The following is a 16,907-nucleotide window of genomic DNA, read 5'->3' as shown; positions in this document are numbered from 1 at the left end:
AGAGGGAAGCGCTCATGATCAAGATTGGCATAATCGGATACGGTTACTGGGGCCCGAACGTCGCCCGAAACTTCAACGAAACCCCCGGTGCCAGAGTCGTCGCCATCTCTGACGTGGACCAGCGGGTACTGCAGCGCGCGGAGAAGCTTTACCCGCACGTGCGGACCTGCACCGACTGCCGCGAAATCCTCTCCTCCCCGGAGATCGACGTGGTGGCGATCGTCACCCCCGTCTCCTCCCACTTTCCCCTCGCCAAAGAGGCCCTTTTGAACGGGAAGCACATATTCATCGAGAAGCCTTTCACCTCCTGCGTCTCGGAGGCGGAGGAGCTTATCGAACTGGCCGAGCGAAGGGGTCTGAAGATCATGGTGGACCACACCTTTCTCTTCACCGGCGCGGTGCGCAAGATAAAGGAGCTCATCGAGGGGGACGTTCTCGGGGACCTCTACTACTTCGACTCCATAAGGATCAACCTCGGTCTCTTCCAAAAGGACGTGAACGTGGTGTGGGACCTCGCCCCCCACGACCTCTCCATCATGGACTATCTCTTCAACAGGGATCCCAGCGCGGTCATGGCGACAGGGATCGCCCACTTCAACAACGGGCTGGAGGATCTCGCCTACATCACCGTCTACTACCCCGGCAACGTCATCGCGCACCTGAACGTGAACTGGCTTTCGCCGGTGAAGATCCGCACGACCCTCATCGGAGGGCAGAAGAAGATGCTTGTGTGGAACGACCTCGTGCCGGACGAGAAGATCAGGGTCTACGACAAGGGGGTGGAGGGGCTCGACGGCGACTCCCGGGAGAAATCGTACGGGCTCAGGGTGAGCTATCGAAGCGGCGACATGTGGGCCCCCCGTGTCGACGTGGTGGAGGCGCTGAAGTGCGAGGCGGCGTACTTCATCGAGTGCATCAACTGCAACGTCAACCCGCAAAACGACGGCGTGGCAGGGCTGAGGGTCGTGCGCATGCTGGAGGCTATTGTGAAATCGATGAGGATGGGAGGGGCGCTCGTTCCTCTCTCCACCCCCTGGAAGGGGATACCGGGAGGTACGGCATGGAACAGTATCGATGCGTCTCTGACGACGTGAAGCTCGGGGAGAACGTCCGCCTCGGGAAATTCATAAACCTGTACGGCTGCACCATAGGCGACAACACGAAGATCGGCGCCTTCGTGGAGGTGCAAAAGAACGCCATCATCGGGAATAACTGCAAGATATCGAGCCACACCTTCATCTGCGAGGGGGTGACGATCGAGGACGGCGCCTTCATCGGGCACAACGTCACCTTCATAAACGACCGTTACCCCCGTGCCACCACGAGCGGCGGCGATCTGCAGACCGAGGAGGACTGGAGCGTAACGGGGACGCTGGTATGCAGGGGGGCTTCGATCGGATCGAGTTCGACCCTCCTTTGCGGGGTGACGGTGGGTGAAGGGGCGATCGTCGGCGCGGGGAGCGTGGTGACGAAGGACGTACCACCCTACAGCATCGTCGCCGGGAACCCGGCGCGCATCCTGCGCACCATCAAAAAGGAGGACGTCGATGAAAGTTCCGTTTCTCAATCTCCAGGCGCAGTATAACGCCATCGCGGAAGAGGTGGCACACTCCCTCCACGAGGTGCTCGCCAGTTGCGCCTTTTCCGGAGGCCCCTTCGTGGAGAAGTTTGAAGAGGAGTTCGCCAGGTTCTGCGGGTGCCGCGAGGCGATCGGAGTCGGAAACGGAACGGACGCCCTCTGGCTCGCCCTTGCCGCGCTCGGCGTGGGGGGGGGGGACGAGGTCGTGACGGTGCCGAACTCCTTCATAGCCACGGCAGAGGCCATCTCCCTTTGCGGGGCGACCCCGGTCTTTGTGGATGTCGACGAGGTGAGCTACACCATGGATCCGGCCCTGCTGGAAGGGGCGATCACCCCGCGGACGAAGGCGATCATCCCGGTGCACCTCTTCGGCCAGATGGCGGACATGGACCCGATCATGGAGATCGCTGCAAGGCACGGGATACCGGTGGTGGAAGATGCCTGCCAGGCCCACGGCGCGCAGTACAAGGGGCGGCGCGCCGGCTCCATCGGTGCCGCCGGGTGCTTCAGCTTCTATCCCGGGAAGAACCTCGGCGCCTACGGCGAGGCCGGCTGCGTCACCACGAGCGACCCGCTCCTTGCCGCGAAGATCCGCATGATCCGCGATCACGGGCAGTCGCGCAAGTACCACCACGAGCTTGTGGGGGTTAACGCCCGCATGGACGGCATACAGGGGGCGGTTCTCAGCGTGAAGCTGAAGTATCTTCCGGCGTGGAACGAGGCACGCGCCCGGCACGCAGCGAGCTACCGGGAGCTTCTGGGGAGGGTCAGTTCCCTCCTCCTGCCGACCGAGATGCCGTATGCCCGGCACGTCTACCACGTTTATGCCGTGCGGCACCCCGGAAGGGACCCCCTCCTCGAGGCCCTGGGCGTGCAGGGGATCTCCTGCGGCGTGCACTACCCGGTCCCGATCCATCTCCAGACGGCCTACGCTTCCCTGGGGCTCGGTGAGGGATCGTTCCCCGTTGCCGAGAGGTGCGCACGGGAGTATCTCTCCCTGCCGATGTTTCCCGAACTGACCCCGGAGCAGATCGCCCACGTCGCGGAGGCGCTGACGATCCTCGCCGGTGGTGGCACTGGTGCCGCATGAGCAATTCAGCAGCCGGTGAGGTCGTGGTGGTAAACCCCCTGTCCATGCCGCAGTGGAACCCCCTCGTGGCCGCCTTCCCGGAGGCCACCGTCTTCCACTCGGCAAACTGGGCGCGGGTTCTTGTGGAGAGCTACGGCTTCACCCCGAGCTACCTTGCCCTCTTCCAGGGGGAGGCACTGAAAGGGTGCCTCCCCCTGGTCGCCACCGGGAGCCCCCTCACCGGCCGCCGCGGTGTCAGTCTGAGCTTCGCCGACAGCTGCTGTGCCCTTGCCCCCAGCCGCTCCGACTTCCAGCGCCTTTTCAAGGCCGCGGTGGCGTACGGGAGGGAAAAGGGGTGGAAGGGGGTGGAGTTCCGGGCGGAGCCGTTCCTGAAGGGGGAGGCGGCGTCGGAGAAGTACATGCAGCACCTGATCGAGCTCTCGCCGGACGAGGGAGCGATGCACCGGCGCCTGAGGGAGAGCACCGCACGCAACATCCGCAAGGCGGTCCGGGAGGGGGTCGAGGTCGAATTCAGCGAGTCACTGCAGGGGGTCATGGAGTACTACCGCCTGCACTGCCTGACCCGGAAGCGCCACGGGGTGCCGCCGCAACCGTCCCGTTTCTTCAGGAAGATCCACGAAGAGGTCATCGCCAGGGGACTCGGCTTCACCGCCCTTGCCAGGTACCGCGGCGGCACGGTCGCCGGCATCATCTGTCTCGGCTTCGGCAGGAACGCCATGTACAAGTACGGCGCCTCCGACGAGACGTTTCAGCAGGTGCGGGCAAACAATCTCCTTCTCTGGGAGACGATAAAACGCTGTGCACACGACGGCTATACCTCATTCAGTCTCGGGCGCACCGACCTCGACAACGAAGGACTCCTGGTCTTCAAGAACGGGTGGGGCGCCGAAGCCGAGCCGATCAGCTACTACCGTTACGACCTGCGCCATGACTTGTTCTGCTCTGAGGAAAAGAGGGATCTTGGCTGCATGAAAAAGATGCTGAGGAGGATGCCGGTAGCGATCCTGCGCGGCATCGGAACGCTCCTCTACAAGTACGCGGGGTAATATGGGATCTATCTACGAGGAGGCGCTGGCCCGCGCCTATTACCACATCAAGCCGTTCCTGCCGCGCAGGGTGCAGATTGGCATCCGCAGCACAGTGGCCCGGGCGAAGAGGAAAATGTATCAGGAAACGTGGCCGATCGACCGCTGCGCCGCAGTCCGGCCGGACGGCTGGCGGGGGTGGCCCGACGGGAAGGAGTTTGCCTTCGTCCTCACTCACGACGTCGACACCGCCCGGGGGGTGCAACGGTGCGGGGAGCTCATGGATCTGGAGAGGGAGCTCGGCTTTGTCTCCTCCTTCAACTTCGTGGCCCAGGACTACAACACCCCGGCGGAACTGCGCAAGACCCTCGAGGGGAACGGCTTCGAGGTCGGGGTGCACGGCATCGAGCACAGCAGGAAGCTGTACGAATCGGAGGCGACCTTTGCCGGACAGGCGGCACAGATCAACGCCTACCTGCGGAAGTGGGGGGTGGTCGGTTTCCGCTCACCGTGCATGTACCACAACTTCCAGTGGCTGCGCGACCTGGAGATCGTGTACGACGCCTCCTCCTTCGATACCGACCCGTTCGAGCCGCAGTCCGACGGGGTGCGGACGATCTTCCCGATCACCATGCCGGGGAAGGACGGCTTCGTGGAGCTCCCCTACACCCTCCCCCAGGACTTCACCCTCTTCGTCCTTCTGAAGGAGACGGGGATCGGGGTGTGGAAGGAAAAGTTGCGCTGGGTCGCAGAGCACGGCGGGATGGCGCTGGTAATCACGCATCCGGACTACATCTGCTTCTCCGGTACTCCCCGCTTCGAGGAGTACCCGGCCGAGTACTACCGCGAGCTGCTGCTGCACCTGAAGGAGGAGTACGCCGGGAGGTATTGGCAGGCGCTTCCCAGGGAAGTGGCACACTTCTGGAGTGAGCGGGAGACGGCAGCGGCCGGCACCACGGAGAGGGAGGAGGCGACCGTGGAGGTTACCGCGGAGGTGGCGGGGACAGAGGAGCTCCTCCAGCCGGGGGGGACGGTATAACCGGGGGGGCGGGATGAAAAAGGCGATCATCATAGGGGCCTCCTCCGGTATCGGCAGGGAACTCGCCACAGTCATGTCTCGGCACGGCTACGTGGTCGGCATTGCCGCGAGACGGCTGGAGCTGCTGCGCGAGCTGCAAAAGGAGTTACCGACGGAGTCGCACGTGAAGATTATCGACGTGACGAGACCCGCGGAGGCGATGGCGGGGGTGCGGGAGCTCATTTCGGAGATGGGGGGCACAGACGCCGTCGTCGTCTCTTCGGGGATCAGCATTCACAATCCGCCGCTGCGCTGGGAGAGCGAGAAGGAGACCCTCGAGGTGAACGTCGTCGGCTTTACGGCGATGATGAATGTGGCCTTCAACTACTTCTGCGAGAGGGGAGGTGGCCACATCGTCGGTATCTCCTCCTTCCGGGGGCTCAGGGGGGGGGGGAGCTCTCCAGCCTACAACGCATCGAAGGCATACCAGTCAAACTACCTGGAGGGGTTGCGGGTGAAGTCGCGCAAGCTCGGAAAGATGATCGACGTCACGGACATACGCCCCGGACTGGTGGTCACCCCCATGACCGCGGGTAGGAGTGAGAATCTGCTGGTGGCGCCGGTGGCGAAGGCGGCGCGGCAGATTTTCCAGGCGATAGAGAGACATGACACGACCTGCTATGTGACGAAGAGGTACCGCCTGGTGGCATGCCTGCTGCGCGCGGCGCCATACTCCCTGTACAGCAGGATCTAGGGAAGCCGCTGCGGCGGGTAACGGTCGCGGCCGGATGGAAGAGCACCGGAGGCAAAGGGAGAAAGGTATGGGGGAGGAGCCGGGAGTTCTCGTACATGCGTTCCTTGAGCGTCAGGCCCTCTTGAGGCCGGAAAAGGTCGCCTACGTGCAAGACGGCGCCCGTTACAGCTACGGGCGGCTCAACTGCATGGCAAACGAGGTGGCGCGCTTTCTCCTTGCGCGCGGTGTCCTTCCCGGCGACAGGATCGCCATCATCTGGGAAAACAGCGTCGAGTACGTGGCCAGCTACTATGGTGGGCTAAAGAGCGGAGCCGTCGTCGCCCCCCTGAACTTCTCCCTCGCCCCCGAGCAACTCGAAGTCGTCCTGCAGGAACTGCAGCCGAGGGTTGTGGTAGCCTCGGCGCGGCTGGAGGTGCCCCTGCACTCCCTGGACCTCGGCGCCTTCGGGGTGGAGACGGTACTCCTGCAGGCCCCGACGCTGCCGTGGCGGCGCTCCGGGTGTACCGTTTTTCCGTGGGACGACGCGGTAACCGGGGGTGCGGTGAGTGACCCGGCGCTGCGGATTGCCCAGACCTCCCTTGCCAGCATCGTCTATACTTCCGGGTCGACCGGAACCCCGAAAGGGGTCATGCTCTCCCACAGGAACATCGTCGCCAACACCGCCTCCATCGTCGAGTATCTCGCTCTTGCCGAGACCGACATCCAGATGGTTGTCCTCCCCTTCTTCTACGTCATGGGGAAGTCCCTGTTGAACACCCACTTTGCCGTCGGCGGGACCGTGGTGGTAAACAACCGCTTCGCCTTTCCCGCCTCGGTCGTCGAGCAGATGGCGAGCGAAGGGGCCACCGGTTTCTCCGGGGTACCTTCCACCTACGCTCACCTCCTGCACCGCTCCCCGCTCGTCGCCTACCGGCAGAGGCTCGCCTCGCTGCGCTACTGCACCCAGGCGGGGGGGCATATGTCCCGGGACATAAAGGTGAAGCTTCTGGAGGCGCTCCCCCCCCACACGGAGCTCTTCGTCATGTACGGCGCGACTGAAGCGTCGGCGAGATTGACGTACGTGGCCCCCCAGCAGCTGCGCCGCAAGATCGACTCCATCGGGACGCCGATCCCGAAGGTCATCATGAGGGTGCTCGATGAGCAGGGAGCCGAGGTGCCGACCGGCCAGATCGGCGAACTGGTCGCCCAGGGGCCGAACATCATGCTGGGGTACTGGAGGGACCCGGACGGGACCGCCGCAGTACTCGACCAGAACGGGTACCATACCGGCGACCTCGGGTACATGGACGCCGACGGCTACTTCTATGTCGCCGGGCGGAAGGACTCCCTCCTGAAGGTCGGCGGACACCGGGTGAGCCCCCAGGAGATCGAGGACGTCATGATGGCCACGGAGCTTCTCCTCGAGGTCGTGGTACTCGGCGTCCACGATGAACTCCTCGGGCAGAGACTGGTGGCGTTGGCGGTGCCGCTGCGCGACGAGGCCGACTGCAACGAGATCTACGCCTACTGCCTGAAGCGCCTGCCGAGGTACAAGCTCCCTGCCTCCATACGGTTCGTGCCGCTGCTGCCAAAGAACACCAGCGGAAAGATCGACAGGAAGCGCTGCCTGGAGATGCTCAGCAAAACAGTCGATGACGCGGGGGGGCCGGCTCTCTTCGCGATCTAGCGGTGAATACACTTTCGGAAAGGAGAGATGCAATGAGAGCGGAGGAGCATATCCGGGATTTTCTGGTGGAGAACTTTCTCTTCGGGACCGACGGGGGGCTCGACTACGACACCTCCTTTCTCGAACACGGCCTCATGGATTCCACCGGGGTCCTTCAGCTTGTCGAGTACATCGGCGAGGAATTTTCCATAGTGGTGGAAGATGAAGAGATTGTGCCGGAGAACCTCGACACCATCAACAGGATCGTGACCTTCATCAACAGGAAAAGAGAGCGGGTCCCCGTGGGCATCACCATCTGACGCCCTCCCCGGAGGCGCGTCGCCAGAAAAGATCCCTTCGCCATGCCTATTCCGAAAGATACCATCTCCCGTACCTTCTACGCCCTGCGCTCCCTCGGCCCCTCCGCCTTTTGCAGCGTGCTCCTCTCCATGCTCTTTTCGGTGAACCACTATTACCTCATGGGGAAGAACATAGCTCCTCCCGAAGAGGAGACGCCTGCCACTCCTCCCGTACCGCTGGCGAAGATGACGGCAGAGGATCTCGCCGTGCTGCAGGAGAGCGTTCAGTCCCTCGGCCCAGTCGACAGGAGAGAGGTCCTCGCCAGGCTCTTATTCTACGAGGACGGCTTCGAGAACTGCTATGTCATCAAGAAGGGGGGGGAGATCGTCTACCTGCAGTGGGTCATCTTCCCGACGGAAAACAGAACTATCGAGAAGCACTATGCCGGGAAATTCTACCCCCTCTCCGACCGCCAGGTCATGGTGGAGAACGCCTTCACCTTCCCGCGCCACCGCGGCAAGGGGCATCTCCTGCACGGGACGCAGCACCTCCTGCAGCTGGCCAGGGAGCGCGGGTACAGCTCCGCCATCTGCTACATCAGGAAAGACAGGATCGCCTCCCTGAACGAGTTCGCCCGCATGGGGTTCCGAATCGTGAAGATGCTCACGGAGTACAAGGTCCTGGGGCGGGCCTGGCGTACGCTCTGACCCATTCCGCTGGCAGCGCACCTGCCGTCAACCCCCTCCGAAAAACCCTCCCTTTATTGCATTGACTACAGATAATGATAATATCTTAACATCTTATGTGCACTGAACTTTATGTCTGTTCTCACTATCAAATCCCTTTGCAGGACCAGATGGACCCACTAGATAGAATCAAAGAGCAGGGTAACTGTCACGTTGAGGAGATGACCATGAAAATAGTTCCTTTCTCTATCGTATCTCTCTTTCTGCTAGCACTCTCGGCATGCTCGAGTACTCCCCCACCGCGTCCCGTGACAGAGTCGTTCACAACGGCGCAGAAAGAAACAGCACGTGAATACAAGATACAGAGGGGAGATCTGCTGGACGTGAAGTTCTTCTACAATCCGGAGCTGAACGACCAGGTAACGGTGCGCCCGGACGGGAAGATCTCCCTGCAGCTTGCAAAGGAGATCAATGCCGAGGGGATGACCCCCGCACAGCTGACCGACGCCCTTACCTCCCACTACGCCCCGCTGATCAAGAATCCGGAGATCACCATCATCGTCCGCTCATTCATGGCGCAGCGAGTCTTTGTGGACGGTGAGGTGACCAGGGCGGGTGTGGTGGTGCTGAACGACCCAATGACCGTGTTGCAGGCGATCTCGCAGGCGGGGGGGCTGAAAGAGACAGCGCAGCCGGCGGCCGTGATGATAATCAGGCGCACGGACGACAACCGCTACGTGACGGCGAAGGTCGATCTCTCTTCCGCCATGGAAGGGAAGGGGCTGTCAAACGACGTCACGCTCCTGCCAAACGACATCGTGCTGGTGCCGCGATCCGGCATCGCCAACGTAGATCTCTGGGTCGACCAGTACATCCGCAAACTCATCCCCGTTCCGATCGGCGTCGGGCTCGGTTACTGAACGTGCAGAGGTACTCCATGGATAGCAGACACGCAAAAAACAGCTCTTACAGTGTGAGGGACATCCTCACGGTCCTTTTCAAGAACAGGTGGCAAATCATAGGCATCTTCGCGACAATCGTCCTCATCGTCGGGGTCGTCACCTTCCAGCTCACCCCCCTGTACGAGGCGAAGTCGACCCTGCTACTGAAGATCGGCCGTGAATATCTGAACAAGTCCGATCTCAATTCCAACAGTCCGCTCATGTCTCTGAGTCAGGGGGAACTGACGAACTCGGAGATACAGATATTGACCAACCGAAACTCGATCAAGAAGGTCATCGAGGCGGTTACCCTGGAGCGGATGTACCCCGATCTGGCCGGGAAAGGGCGCAGCGGCGTCGACCCTCTTGAGGCTGCCGCGACGAGGTTCGAGGAAGGTCTCACGGTGGAGGCGGTGAAGCAGTCGAACGTCATCGAGGTTTCGTTCAAGCACAAGGATCCGAAGGTCTCCGCACAGGCGGTGAATCTTCTGGTGGACGTCTTCAAGGAGAAGCACCTCCAGGTCTTCTCCGGCCCTAAACCAGCCCTTGTAGAGTCGCAGCTCGCGGCGTACGAGCGGAAGCTGAAGGATTCCGAGGAGAATTTGCAGTCGTACAAGCAGAAAAACAAGGTCTTTTCCATCGACGAGCAGCGCTCACTCCTCCTCGAGCAGCGCGCGGAACTGGACGGGGCGCTGAAGAGCACCGAGAGTTCCATGCGGGAGCTGCAGAACAAGATCCCGGCGCTGAAGAGCCAGCTGCGCACCATAGGGAGCAGCAAGACCCCCTACGCGCAACCGGACCGCGAGCGCCTCATCGACGAGGCGAGGTCGAGGCTTCTCACCATGCAGATCGAGGAGCAGCAGTTGCTGAAGAAGTACACGGAAGAGAACCCGCTGGTGGTGAACTTCCGCAAGGAGATGCAGGTGGTGAAGCATTACCTGCATGATCAGGAGGCGGCGCTGAACCGCAAGACAAACCTCGGGAACTCCATGTACCAGACGGTGGAGATGGACCTCCTCCGGGCCCAGACGGACCTCGACTCGCTGAAAGGAAAGGCCGCAGCCCTCCACGAGCAGCTCAGGCGGACCGATGCCGAGGTGCAGTCTCTCGATCTCACGGAGAGAAACGTCCAGGAGCTGAAGCGGGAGCAGGCCATAAACCAGAAGAACTACGAGACGCTCCTCAGCAAGGCGGAAGAGGCCCGCATATCCGACTACATGGACCGGATGAAGCTCGCAAACATCAGCGTCATTCAGGAGGCGATCCCGCCGGCGGAGCCGGTCGAGCCGAAGAAATCGGAATACATGCTCAGAGGAGTCATCTTCGGGCTCCTGGTCAGCCTGGGGTTTGCCTTCCTCTCTGAGGGAATGGGACGCACCCTCACCACCCCGGAAGCAGTCGAGCGCAGACTCGGGCTGAAGGTTCTTGCGAGCATCTCGCACAAAGAGGGTTAGGCTATGTACCTAAACTTTTTTGACCTGAAAAAGGAGCCCTTCAACATCACCCCGGACCCGGAGATGCTCTTCCTGAGCCCCAGCCATAAGGAGGCCCTTGCCGCGGCGATTTACGGAGTGACGCAGAGGAAAGGCTTTATCGCCATTGTCGGCGAGGTCGGGGTCGGCAAAACGACGATCGTGCGCTCCTTCCTTGAGAAGATGAGCGGGCAGGACCTCAAGGTGATCTACCTTTTCAACGCGGTGATCTCCTTCCCCGCGCTCCTGAAGACGATTTACGAGAGCCTCGGCGTGGAGGCACCGCAGTCCGATGATGTGTTCGAGACGGTGAGCCGCCTGCACCGCATCCTCATCGATCTTTACAGCCGCGGTACCAACCTCGTCGTCATCATAGACGAGGCGCAAAACCTCCCGCTCGACACGCTGAAGAGCCTCCATATGCTTTCCAACCTTGAGACCTCCACGGTGAAACTGATCCAGGTCGTACTGACCGGCCAGCCGGAACTGGAGGAGAAGCTCGCGAACGACCTGCTGCGGCAGATCAGGCAGCGGGTGGTGATAAAGGTGAGGATACTCCCCCTTTCGAAGAAGGACAGCTTCGCCTACATCGAGCACCGCCTGGCAAAGGCAAAGGGGAACCCGGAACTCTTTTCCCACCGCGCCTTGCAGCTGATCGTGAGCGCCGCCCGCGGCGTCCCGAGGATCATCAACACCCTGTGCGACAACTGCCTCATAACAGCGTACGGGAGGCAGCAGGAGAGGGTAACGGCACGAATCGCCACGGAGGCGGTTTTCGATGTGGTCGGCAAAGCCGCCTTCCCCCTCAAATGGCGTCACGGCTTTGCCGCCGCCGGGGTCGTCGCCTGCGCCGGGATCGTCATCGCCCTGGGCCAGGGGCGAACAATACAGCGCAGTACGGCAGTGCAGGGGCCAACGGTGCAGGTACCGGCTGTGCCTGTGCCGCCCCTTCCCGCCCCGACGGTGCCCGAGGTGACGCCATCGCACCCCGCAAAGGAGACGGCTGTAAAGGCCCGGCTGCTGGAGGAACCCCACCCTGCTGCACCGGTTGCTGCACCGGCCGCAGCACCGGCCGCCGAGCAGCAAAACGGGGGGGGGCGGAAGGTAGTGAAGCGTGGGGACACCTTGGCACGCCTCATCATGCAGCGGTATGGCTATGTAAACCGCCGGCTCATGAAGATGGTGAAGCGGAGCAACCCGCAGATAGCTGACGAGAACCTCATCCAGGAGGGATCGGTCGTGTACTTCCCGCCGATGGAGGAAGGTTCTTAAGCGTGCCGCCGGCACAGCTACAGGAGAAAAGCGGTGAGCAATATCTACGACGCACTCATGCAGGCGCAAGCCGAACAGAAGATAGCGCAGGTTCCTCCGCCCCCCCCGGAACAGGAAGGGGGGGAGCGGGAAGAGCAACACCTGCCGATCAGGCTCGACCCCTCGCCGACTCGGCAGAGCATGGAACTCGAGGTTTCCGGCCTCTACCGCAGCGTCGAGTCGGCGGTTCAGGACCAGTTCCCCGCCGTACTGCAGTTCATAGGTGCCCGCGGCGGAGAGGGGGTCTCCACCGTCGTGCGGGAGTTCGCGCGCATCGCGGCGCTGCACTGCGGCAAGAAGGTCCTCATCCTCGATGCGGCGCATCATCACCCGACGCAGCACATCCACTTCAAGAGCCAGTCGGGGTACGGGTGGCTCGACGCCCTCCGGGAGAAGGAGCCGATCGCGAAGGCGTGCTACCAGGTCGGGAAGACGAGCCTCTTCCTCTCGCCGATCTCGGTGCAGCCCTCCCTGTCGCTGTGGAACAAGGACAAGGCCTCCGCAGTCGCCTTCTTCAAGGAGCTGAAGGGAGCCTTCGACCTCGTCCTCATCGACTCCGCCCCGGCGACCTCCTCTCCCGAGAGCGTGGCCATGTCCCGTTACGTGGACGGTGTCATCATGGTCGTCGAAGCGGAGAGGACGAACTGGAGGGTCGCCGCCAGCATGAAGGAAAGCATCATGAAAAACGGCGGGAAGATCCTGGGCGTGACCTTCAACAAGAGGCGCTACTATGTCCCTCAGTGCATCTACCGCTATCTGCAGTGATGAAGAGGTGCCGGGGGGGAAAAGGTTTATGCAAAATACGAAGACGAAAGTATGGATCGATCTTGACAACGCGCCCCACGTCCCCTTTTTCGCCCCGATCATCCGGGAGCTGAAGGCCCGGGGGCACGGGATATGGGTGACCGCCCGCGGCCGCTACCAGGTGAGCGAACTCGCCACCATGCACGGCATCGAGCACACCCTCATCGGGAAGAAGCACTATGGCAAGAACAAGGTCGTGAAGGCGCTCGGCATCGTTTATCGTGCCGTTCGCCTCGCGGTGAGGCTGAGGCGGGAAAAGCCCGACATCGCCCTGTCGCACGGATCGCGCTCGCAGATTCTCGCGGCGAAGCTCTCCGGGATCCCGGTGGTGGTGATCATCGACTACGAGCACGCGCGGAAGATCCCATTCATAAAGTACGATGTCCTTATCATACCGGAGGTCATACCCGATTCCGCGATCTCCGCCTCCTGCTTCACCAGCCTGTGCAAATACCAGGGGATAAAGGAGGACGTGTACATACCAGGCTTTCAGCCGTCGGGGCAGATACTGCAGGAATTGGGGATAGACATGAAGAAGGTCGTCGTCACCGTGCGCCCCCCTGCCACCGATGCCCACTACCACAACGTCGAGAGCGAGAAGCTCTTCGCCCATGTCGTGGAGTGGATCTCGGGGCACCCGGGAGCGGTCATGGTGGTGCTGCCGCGCAACAAAAAGCAGGAGAAGGCGGTGCAGGAGCGGTGGCCGGAGCTCATCGACGGCGGGAAGCTCGTTATCCCGAAGAGCGCGCTCCTTGGGCTCAACCTGATCTGGCACTCCGACCTCGTTATCAGCGGCGGCGGGACGATGAACAGGGAGGCTGCCGCCCTCGGCGTGCCGGTGTACAGCATCTTCAGAGGGGAGACCGGCTCCGTCGACCGCTACCTTGCGCAGGAGAGGAGGATGATCCTCATTCAGAACACCGATGACGTGGAGCGCCTGATAACCCTCGCGAAGCGCGAACGACGGGAGCACTCCCAGTTGCAGCCAAATGGCACGCTCCACACGATTGTGGACCACCTGGAAAAGGCATTGCTGCAACAGTGAGGGGGACCGCCATGGAAGGAGCAGCGCTGGCACCGACCGTCCCGACGCTGGAGCTGCGCAGCTCGGTGACGACTCTTTTGGCATACTGCAGGATGCACCGCTGGGGGGGATACGACCCCTATGACGCGCTAAACAGCGAGCTGTATCAGAAGACCCCCCTTTGCCGCAGCCGCCTTTGCAACATCGCTTTCACCCAGATCATGAAGAGGCTCCCGGTCAACCTGCGTCCCGCCCTGCAGATCGCCCCGCAGCAGAACGCGAAGGGGGTCGCCCTTTTTCTCTCCGCCGTGGTGAAACTCGCCCGAGTCGGGGTCACCACCCCCGATGACTGCGCTCCCCTGGTGGCGCTCCTCGAGTCGCTCAGGTCGACGGAGGAGAGGTACTGGTGCTGGGGGTACAGCTTCCCCTGGCAAACCCGCAGCCACCTCGTCCCCCGCGGCGCACCGAACCTCGTCTGCACCTCCTTCGTGGCGAACTCCCTCCTCGATGCCTACCAATTTTCAGGCGACGTGCGTTATCTGGAGATGGCCGCAAGCGCGGCCGATTACCTCCGGGAGAAGCTCTTCTGGCGCGCCGGGGACGGGACCGTCGGCTTCAGCTACCCCCTGCCGGGGATACGGGTGCAGGTGCACAACGCGAACTTCCTCGGCGCGGCACTCCTTTGCCGGGTGTACCGGCACACGGGACAGGAGAGGTACCTAGAGCCGGCACTGAGCGCGGCATGCTACTCGGCCCGGAGGCAGCACGAGGACGGCTCCTGGGACTACGGCGAGCTTTCGACGCAGCGCTGGGTCGACAACTTCCACACCGGCTACAATCTCTGCGCCCTGCGCTCCATCGGAGAGGACGCAGGGACCGACGAATTCGAGCCGGCACTGCGCCGCGGGTACCGTTTCTACCGCGAGCACTTCTTCCGCCCCGACGGGGCTCCGAAGTATTTCCACAACAAATGCTACCCGATAGACGCCCACTGCGTGGCGCAAAGCCTCATCACCCTCGTCACGCTGCAGGATCTCTCCGACGATGGCGGCAGGCTCTCCGGTGAGGTCTGCCGCTGGAGCATGAAGCACCTCCGGGACAGGGATGGGTACTTTCACTATCGTATCGGCCCCCTCTTCCGGAACAGGATCTCCTACATGAGGTGGACCCAGGCCTGGATGCTCCTCGCCCTCGCCGTCGTGCTGGAGGGGAGCACCAGGGGAGATGATGCCGCCGCGAGCCCCGCGGCGGCCTGTGCGAGGTAACGATCATGACCATTTCGCAGGGAGAAAGGGGGGAGTGTGCGGCGGCCGCGAAAGCGCCCTTCCCCTCCTTTGTGTTGATAACCCCGGCCCGCAACGAGGGGCAGTTCATGGAGACGATAATCGGGTGCATGGTGCGCCAGACGGTCCGTCCCCTGAAGTGGGTCATCGTGAGCGACGGTTCCACCGACGCCACCGACGAGATAGCGCAAAGGTACGCCGCGCTGCACGACTGGATCGAGTTCCTGCGCATGCCCGAGCGCGCCGAGCGCCACTTCGCCGGAAAGGTCCTCGCCTTCAACGCGGGGCTTGAGCGGGTGAAGGATCTGCCGTACGAAGTCATCGGGAACCTCGACGCGGACATATCGTTCGAAGACGACTACTTTTCCTTCATCCTCCCCAAATTCACGGAAAACCCCTCCCTCGGCATGGCCGGCACACCCTTCACCGAGGGGGATGCCCACTACGACTACCGCTTCACCTCAATAGAGCATGTCTCGGGACAGTGCCAGCTCTTCCGGCGGGAATGCTTCGAATCGATCGGTGGCTACCGGCCGCGCAAGGTGGGGGGGATCGATCTGGTCGCGGTTCTCACCGCTCAGATGCAGGGGTGGCAGACGAGGACCTTCCCCGGGAAGAGCTTTGTGCACCACAGGAAGATGGGGACGGGGATGCACGGGAGCCTCTCCACCCACCTGAAGTGGGGGGAGGTCGACTACGTGCTCGGGATGCACCCGTTGTGGGAGTTTTGCCGCTGCCTGTACCAGATGACGAAGAAGCCGTACGTGGTCGCCGGCACCCTTCGTCTCTCCGGGTACTGCTGGGCATTTCTGAGCGGAAAGGAGAAGGATCTCTCCCCCGAACTGGAGCGCTTCCGCAGGAAGAGCCAGATGGCGCGGCTCAGGAAATTCTGTTGCGACCTCGTCTCCTACCCCTTTGCAGCGGGGGAGAGAAGACGCGGCTAAAGAGACCGGGGGAAGAGATGGAAAGACGGACGCAGGCAGTACAGAAGGAAGAGCCGCAGGAGAGAGGGGAGTCGGGCGCAGCGCTCGATGTCGTGGTGCACGGCAGGTGGATCAGGATCGCGGAGGTACGCGACGACGTATGGCTGCCGGGACAAGCGGTAGAAGATCCCGAAAGCGCCATAGAGAAGCTGAAGGAGGGGAAGCCGCGAGCGGACATCTTCACCTTCGTGCAGAAGCTCCCGGAAACGAAGCCGAAGTATGGCTACCCCATGCAGTGGGACAATGTCGCTGCCATTCCAGTGACCACGTACCAGGAGTGGTGGGAAAAGCGCCTGCCGCAGGTGGCCAGAAAGAACGTGAAGCGCGCGGCGAAGCGCGGAGTGGTGGCCCGGGTAGCCCAGTACGACGACGAACTTGTCCGGGGGATCGTGGAGATCCACAACGACACCCCGACGCGGCAGGGTCGCCCCTTTTCCCACTACGGAAAAGATTTCCAGGCGGTGAAAGACGACTACGGCTCCTACCCGGAGAGAAGCGAATTCATCGGCAGCTACCTGGAAAAAGAACTGATCGGCATCATCAAGCTCATCTACCTCGGAAGCGAGACGGCGAGCATCATGCAACTGGTCGCGAAAACAGCCCATTACGACAAGAGGCCGACGAGCGCACTCATCGCGAAGGCGGTGGAGGTCTGCGCCCAGAAGGGAGTCCCCTACCTCACCTACGGGAAGTACACCTACGGCAACAAGACCCAGAACACGCTGACGGAATTCAAGGCGCGAAACGGCTTCGAGAAGATCGACCTCCCCAGGTACTACATCCCTCTCACTGCAAGGGGTGTGATCGCCATGAAGCTGAAACTCCACCTCACCCTCATTGAAGTCCTCCCCGGCCCTGTCATCAACCTCCTGAGAGCGGTGCGCAGCGCCTATGTGAAGGTGAAGGCCTCCGCCGCACCCCCCCCATCGCAGGGCGCGGGGCTCGAAGAGGAGTGAGCACCATTCCGGGGGCGGCTACTGCACGCTGGCCGG

Annotated in this window: 17 protein-coding genes; all 17 read left to right on the top strand. The window is 62.2% G+C overall.

Annotated features, from left to right (window positions below; genetic code table 11):
• The first annotated feature begins 14 nt into the window (after positions 1–14).
• The gene (locus LPW11_RS02680; protein WP_230996586.1) at positions 15–1,094 is read left to right on the top strand and encodes a Gfo/Idh/MocA family protein; all 1,080 of its coding nucleotides are present in this window, start codon (positions 15–17) and stop codon (positions 1,092–1,094) included.
• Positions 1,061–1,585 (top strand): acyltransferase, encoded by a 525-nt coding sequence (locus LPW11_RS02675; RefSeq protein WP_230996585.1) that lies wholly within the window; start codon positions 1,061–1,063, stop codon positions 1,583–1,585. The genes LPW11_RS02680 and LPW11_RS02675 overlap by 34 nt, the downstream gene beginning before the upstream one ends.
• Entirely contained in the window at positions 1,548–2,669 is a 1,122-nt protein-coding gene (locus LPW11_RS02670; RefSeq protein WP_230996584.1) for a DegT/DnrJ/EryC1/StrS family aminotransferase, read from the top strand. Before LPW11_RS02675 ends, LPW11_RS02670 begins: the two co-directional genes overlap by 38 nt.
• Complete coding sequence (locus LPW11_RS02665; RefSeq protein WP_230996583.1) at positions 2,666–3,715, top strand: lipid II:glycine glycyltransferase FemX; 1,050 nt, start codon at positions 2,666–2,668, stop codon at positions 3,713–3,715. Before LPW11_RS02670 ends, LPW11_RS02665 begins: the two co-directional genes overlap by 4 nt.
• Before the next feature lies 1 nt (position 3,716).
• Positions 3,717–4,733: a hypothetical protein gene (locus LPW11_RS02660; RefSeq protein WP_230996582.1), complete on the top strand. Its 1,017-nt coding sequence runs from the start codon at positions 3,717–3,719 to the stop codon at positions 4,731–4,733.
• 13 nt (positions 4,734–4,746) lie between these two features.
• Entirely contained in the window at positions 4,747–5,466 is a 720-nt protein-coding gene (locus LPW11_RS02655) for an SDR family NAD(P)-dependent oxidoreductase (RefSeq protein WP_230996581.1), read from the top strand.
• Between the two features lie 67 nt (positions 5,467–5,533).
• Positions 5,534–7,132, top strand: a complete 1,599-nt coding sequence (locus LPW11_RS02650; RefSeq protein WP_230996580.1) for a class I adenylate-forming enzyme family protein — start codon at positions 5,534–5,536, stop codon at positions 7,130–7,132.
• Between the two features lie 32 nt (positions 7,133–7,164).
• Positions 7,165–7,431, top strand: a complete 267-nt coding sequence (locus tag LPW11_RS02645; protein WP_230996579.1) for an acyl carrier protein — start codon at positions 7,165–7,167, stop codon at positions 7,429–7,431.
• Between the two features lie 42 nt (positions 7,432–7,473).
• On the top strand, positions 7,474–8,118 hold the full coding sequence (locus LPW11_RS02640) for a GNAT family N-acetyltransferase (RefSeq protein WP_230996578.1): 645 nt from the start codon (positions 7,474–7,476) through the stop codon (positions 8,116–8,118).
• A gap of 95 nt (positions 8,119–8,213) precedes the next feature.
• Positions 8,214–9,017, top strand: coding sequence for a polysaccharide biosynthesis/export family protein (locus tag LPW11_RS02635; RefSeq protein WP_331001594.1), 804 nt, complete (start codon positions 8,214–8,216; stop codon positions 9,015–9,017).
• Between the two features lie 17 nt (positions 9,018–9,034).
• The gene (locus LPW11_RS02630; RefSeq protein ID WP_230996576.1) at positions 9,035–10,492 is read left to right on the top strand and encodes a GumC family protein; all 1,458 of its coding nucleotides are present in this window, start codon (positions 9,035–9,037) and stop codon (positions 10,490–10,492) included.
• A gap of 3 nt (positions 10,493–10,495) precedes the next feature.
• On the top strand, positions 10,496–11,782 hold the full coding sequence (locus tag LPW11_RS02625) for an AAA family ATPase (protein WP_230996575.1): 1,287 nt from the start codon (positions 10,496–10,498) through the stop codon (positions 11,780–11,782).
• 33 nt (positions 11,783–11,815) lie between these two features.
• Positions 11,816–12,586, top strand: a complete 771-nt coding sequence (locus LPW11_RS02620; protein ID WP_230996574.1) for a CpsD/CapB family tyrosine-protein kinase — start codon at positions 11,816–11,818, stop codon at positions 12,584–12,586.
• Between the two features lie 28 nt (positions 12,587–12,614).
• Positions 12,615–13,670 (top strand): DUF354 domain-containing protein, encoded by a 1,056-nt coding sequence (locus LPW11_RS02615; RefSeq protein ID WP_230996573.1) that lies wholly within the window; start codon positions 12,615–12,617, stop codon positions 13,668–13,670.
• Positions 13,671–13,681: 11 nt separating this feature from the next.
• On the top strand, positions 13,682–14,914 hold the full coding sequence (locus LPW11_RS02610) for a hypothetical protein (protein WP_230996572.1): 1,233 nt from the start codon (positions 13,682–13,684) through the stop codon (positions 14,912–14,914).
• A gap of 5 nt (positions 14,915–14,919) precedes the next feature.
• Positions 14,920–15,876, top strand: coding sequence for a glycosyltransferase (locus LPW11_RS02605; RefSeq protein WP_230996571.1), 957 nt, complete (start codon positions 14,920–14,922; stop codon positions 15,874–15,876).
• Between the two features lie 17 nt (positions 15,877–15,893).
• Complete coding sequence (locus tag LPW11_RS02600) at positions 15,894–16,871, top strand: hypothetical protein (RefSeq protein WP_230996570.1); 978 nt, start codon at positions 15,894–15,896, stop codon at positions 16,869–16,871.
• Positions 16,872–16,907: the final 36 nt, after the last annotated feature.

Origin of the sequence: Geomonas sp. RF6, from assembly GCF_021044625.1 — a bacterium.
In the GTDB taxonomy this organism is placed as follows: Bacteria; Desulfobacterota; Desulfuromonadia; order Geobacterales; family Geobacteraceae; genus RF6.
Note: the sequence above shows the minus strand (reverse complement) of the source record. Positions and strands in the feature narration are given on the sequence as shown.

What these genes read in the sequence shown, in the direction of transcription:
- LPW11_RS02680 (WP_230996586.1), top strand. Translation starts at nt 15, where the DNA reads ATGATCAAGATTGGCATAATCGGATACGGTTACTGGGGCCCGAACGTC.
- LPW11_RS02675 (WP_230996585.1), top strand. Translation starts at nt 1,061, where the DNA reads ATGGAACAGTATCGATGCGTCTCTGACGACGTGAAGCTCGGGGAGAAC.
- LPW11_RS02670 (WP_230996584.1), top strand. Translation starts at nt 1,548, where the DNA reads ATGAAAGTTCCGTTTCTCAATCTCCAGGCGCAGTATAACGCCATCGCG.
- LPW11_RS02665 (WP_230996583.1), top strand. Translation starts at nt 2,666, where the DNA reads ATGAGCAATTCAGCAGCCGGTGAGGTCGTGGTGGTAAACCCCCTGTCC.
- LPW11_RS02660 (WP_230996582.1), top strand. Translation starts at nt 3,717, where the DNA reads ATGGGATCTATCTACGAGGAGGCGCTGGCCCGCGCCTATTACCACATC.
- LPW11_RS02655 (WP_230996581.1), top strand. Translation starts at nt 4,747, where the DNA reads ATGAAAAAGGCGATCATCATAGGGGCCTCCTCCGGTATCGGCAGGGAA.
- LPW11_RS02650 (WP_230996580.1), top strand. Translation starts at nt 5,534, where the DNA reads ATGGGGGAGGAGCCGGGAGTTCTCGTACATGCGTTCCTTGAGCGTCAG.
- LPW11_RS02645 (WP_230996579.1), top strand. Translation starts at nt 7,165, where the DNA reads ATGAGAGCGGAGGAGCATATCCGGGATTTTCTGGTGGAGAACTTTCTC.
- LPW11_RS02640 (WP_230996578.1), top strand. Translation starts at nt 7,474, where the DNA reads ATGCCTATTCCGAAAGATACCATCTCCCGTACCTTCTACGCCCTGCGC.
- LPW11_RS02635 (WP_331001594.1), top strand. Translation starts at nt 8,214, where the DNA reads ATGTGCACTGAACTTTATGTCTGTTCTCACTATCAAATCCCTTTGCAG.
- LPW11_RS02630 (WP_230996576.1), top strand. Translation starts at nt 9,035, where the DNA reads ATGGATAGCAGACACGCAAAAAACAGCTCTTACAGTGTGAGGGACATC.
- LPW11_RS02625 (WP_230996575.1), top strand. Translation starts at nt 10,496, where the DNA reads ATGTACCTAAACTTTTTTGACCTGAAAAAGGAGCCCTTCAACATCACC.
- LPW11_RS02615 (WP_230996573.1), top strand. Translation starts at nt 12,615, where the DNA reads ATGCAAAATACGAAGACGAAAGTATGGATCGATCTTGACAACGCGCCC.
- LPW11_RS02610 (WP_230996572.1), top strand. Translation starts at nt 13,682, where the DNA reads ATGGAAGGAGCAGCGCTGGCACCGACCGTCCCGACGCTGGAGCTGCGC.
- LPW11_RS02605 (WP_230996571.1), top strand. Translation starts at nt 14,920, where the DNA reads ATGACCATTTCGCAGGGAGAAAGGGGGGAGTGTGCGGCGGCCGCGAAA.
- LPW11_RS02600 (WP_230996570.1), top strand. Translation starts at nt 15,894, where the DNA reads ATGGAAAGACGGACGCAGGCAGTACAGAAGGAAGAGCCGCAGGAGAGA.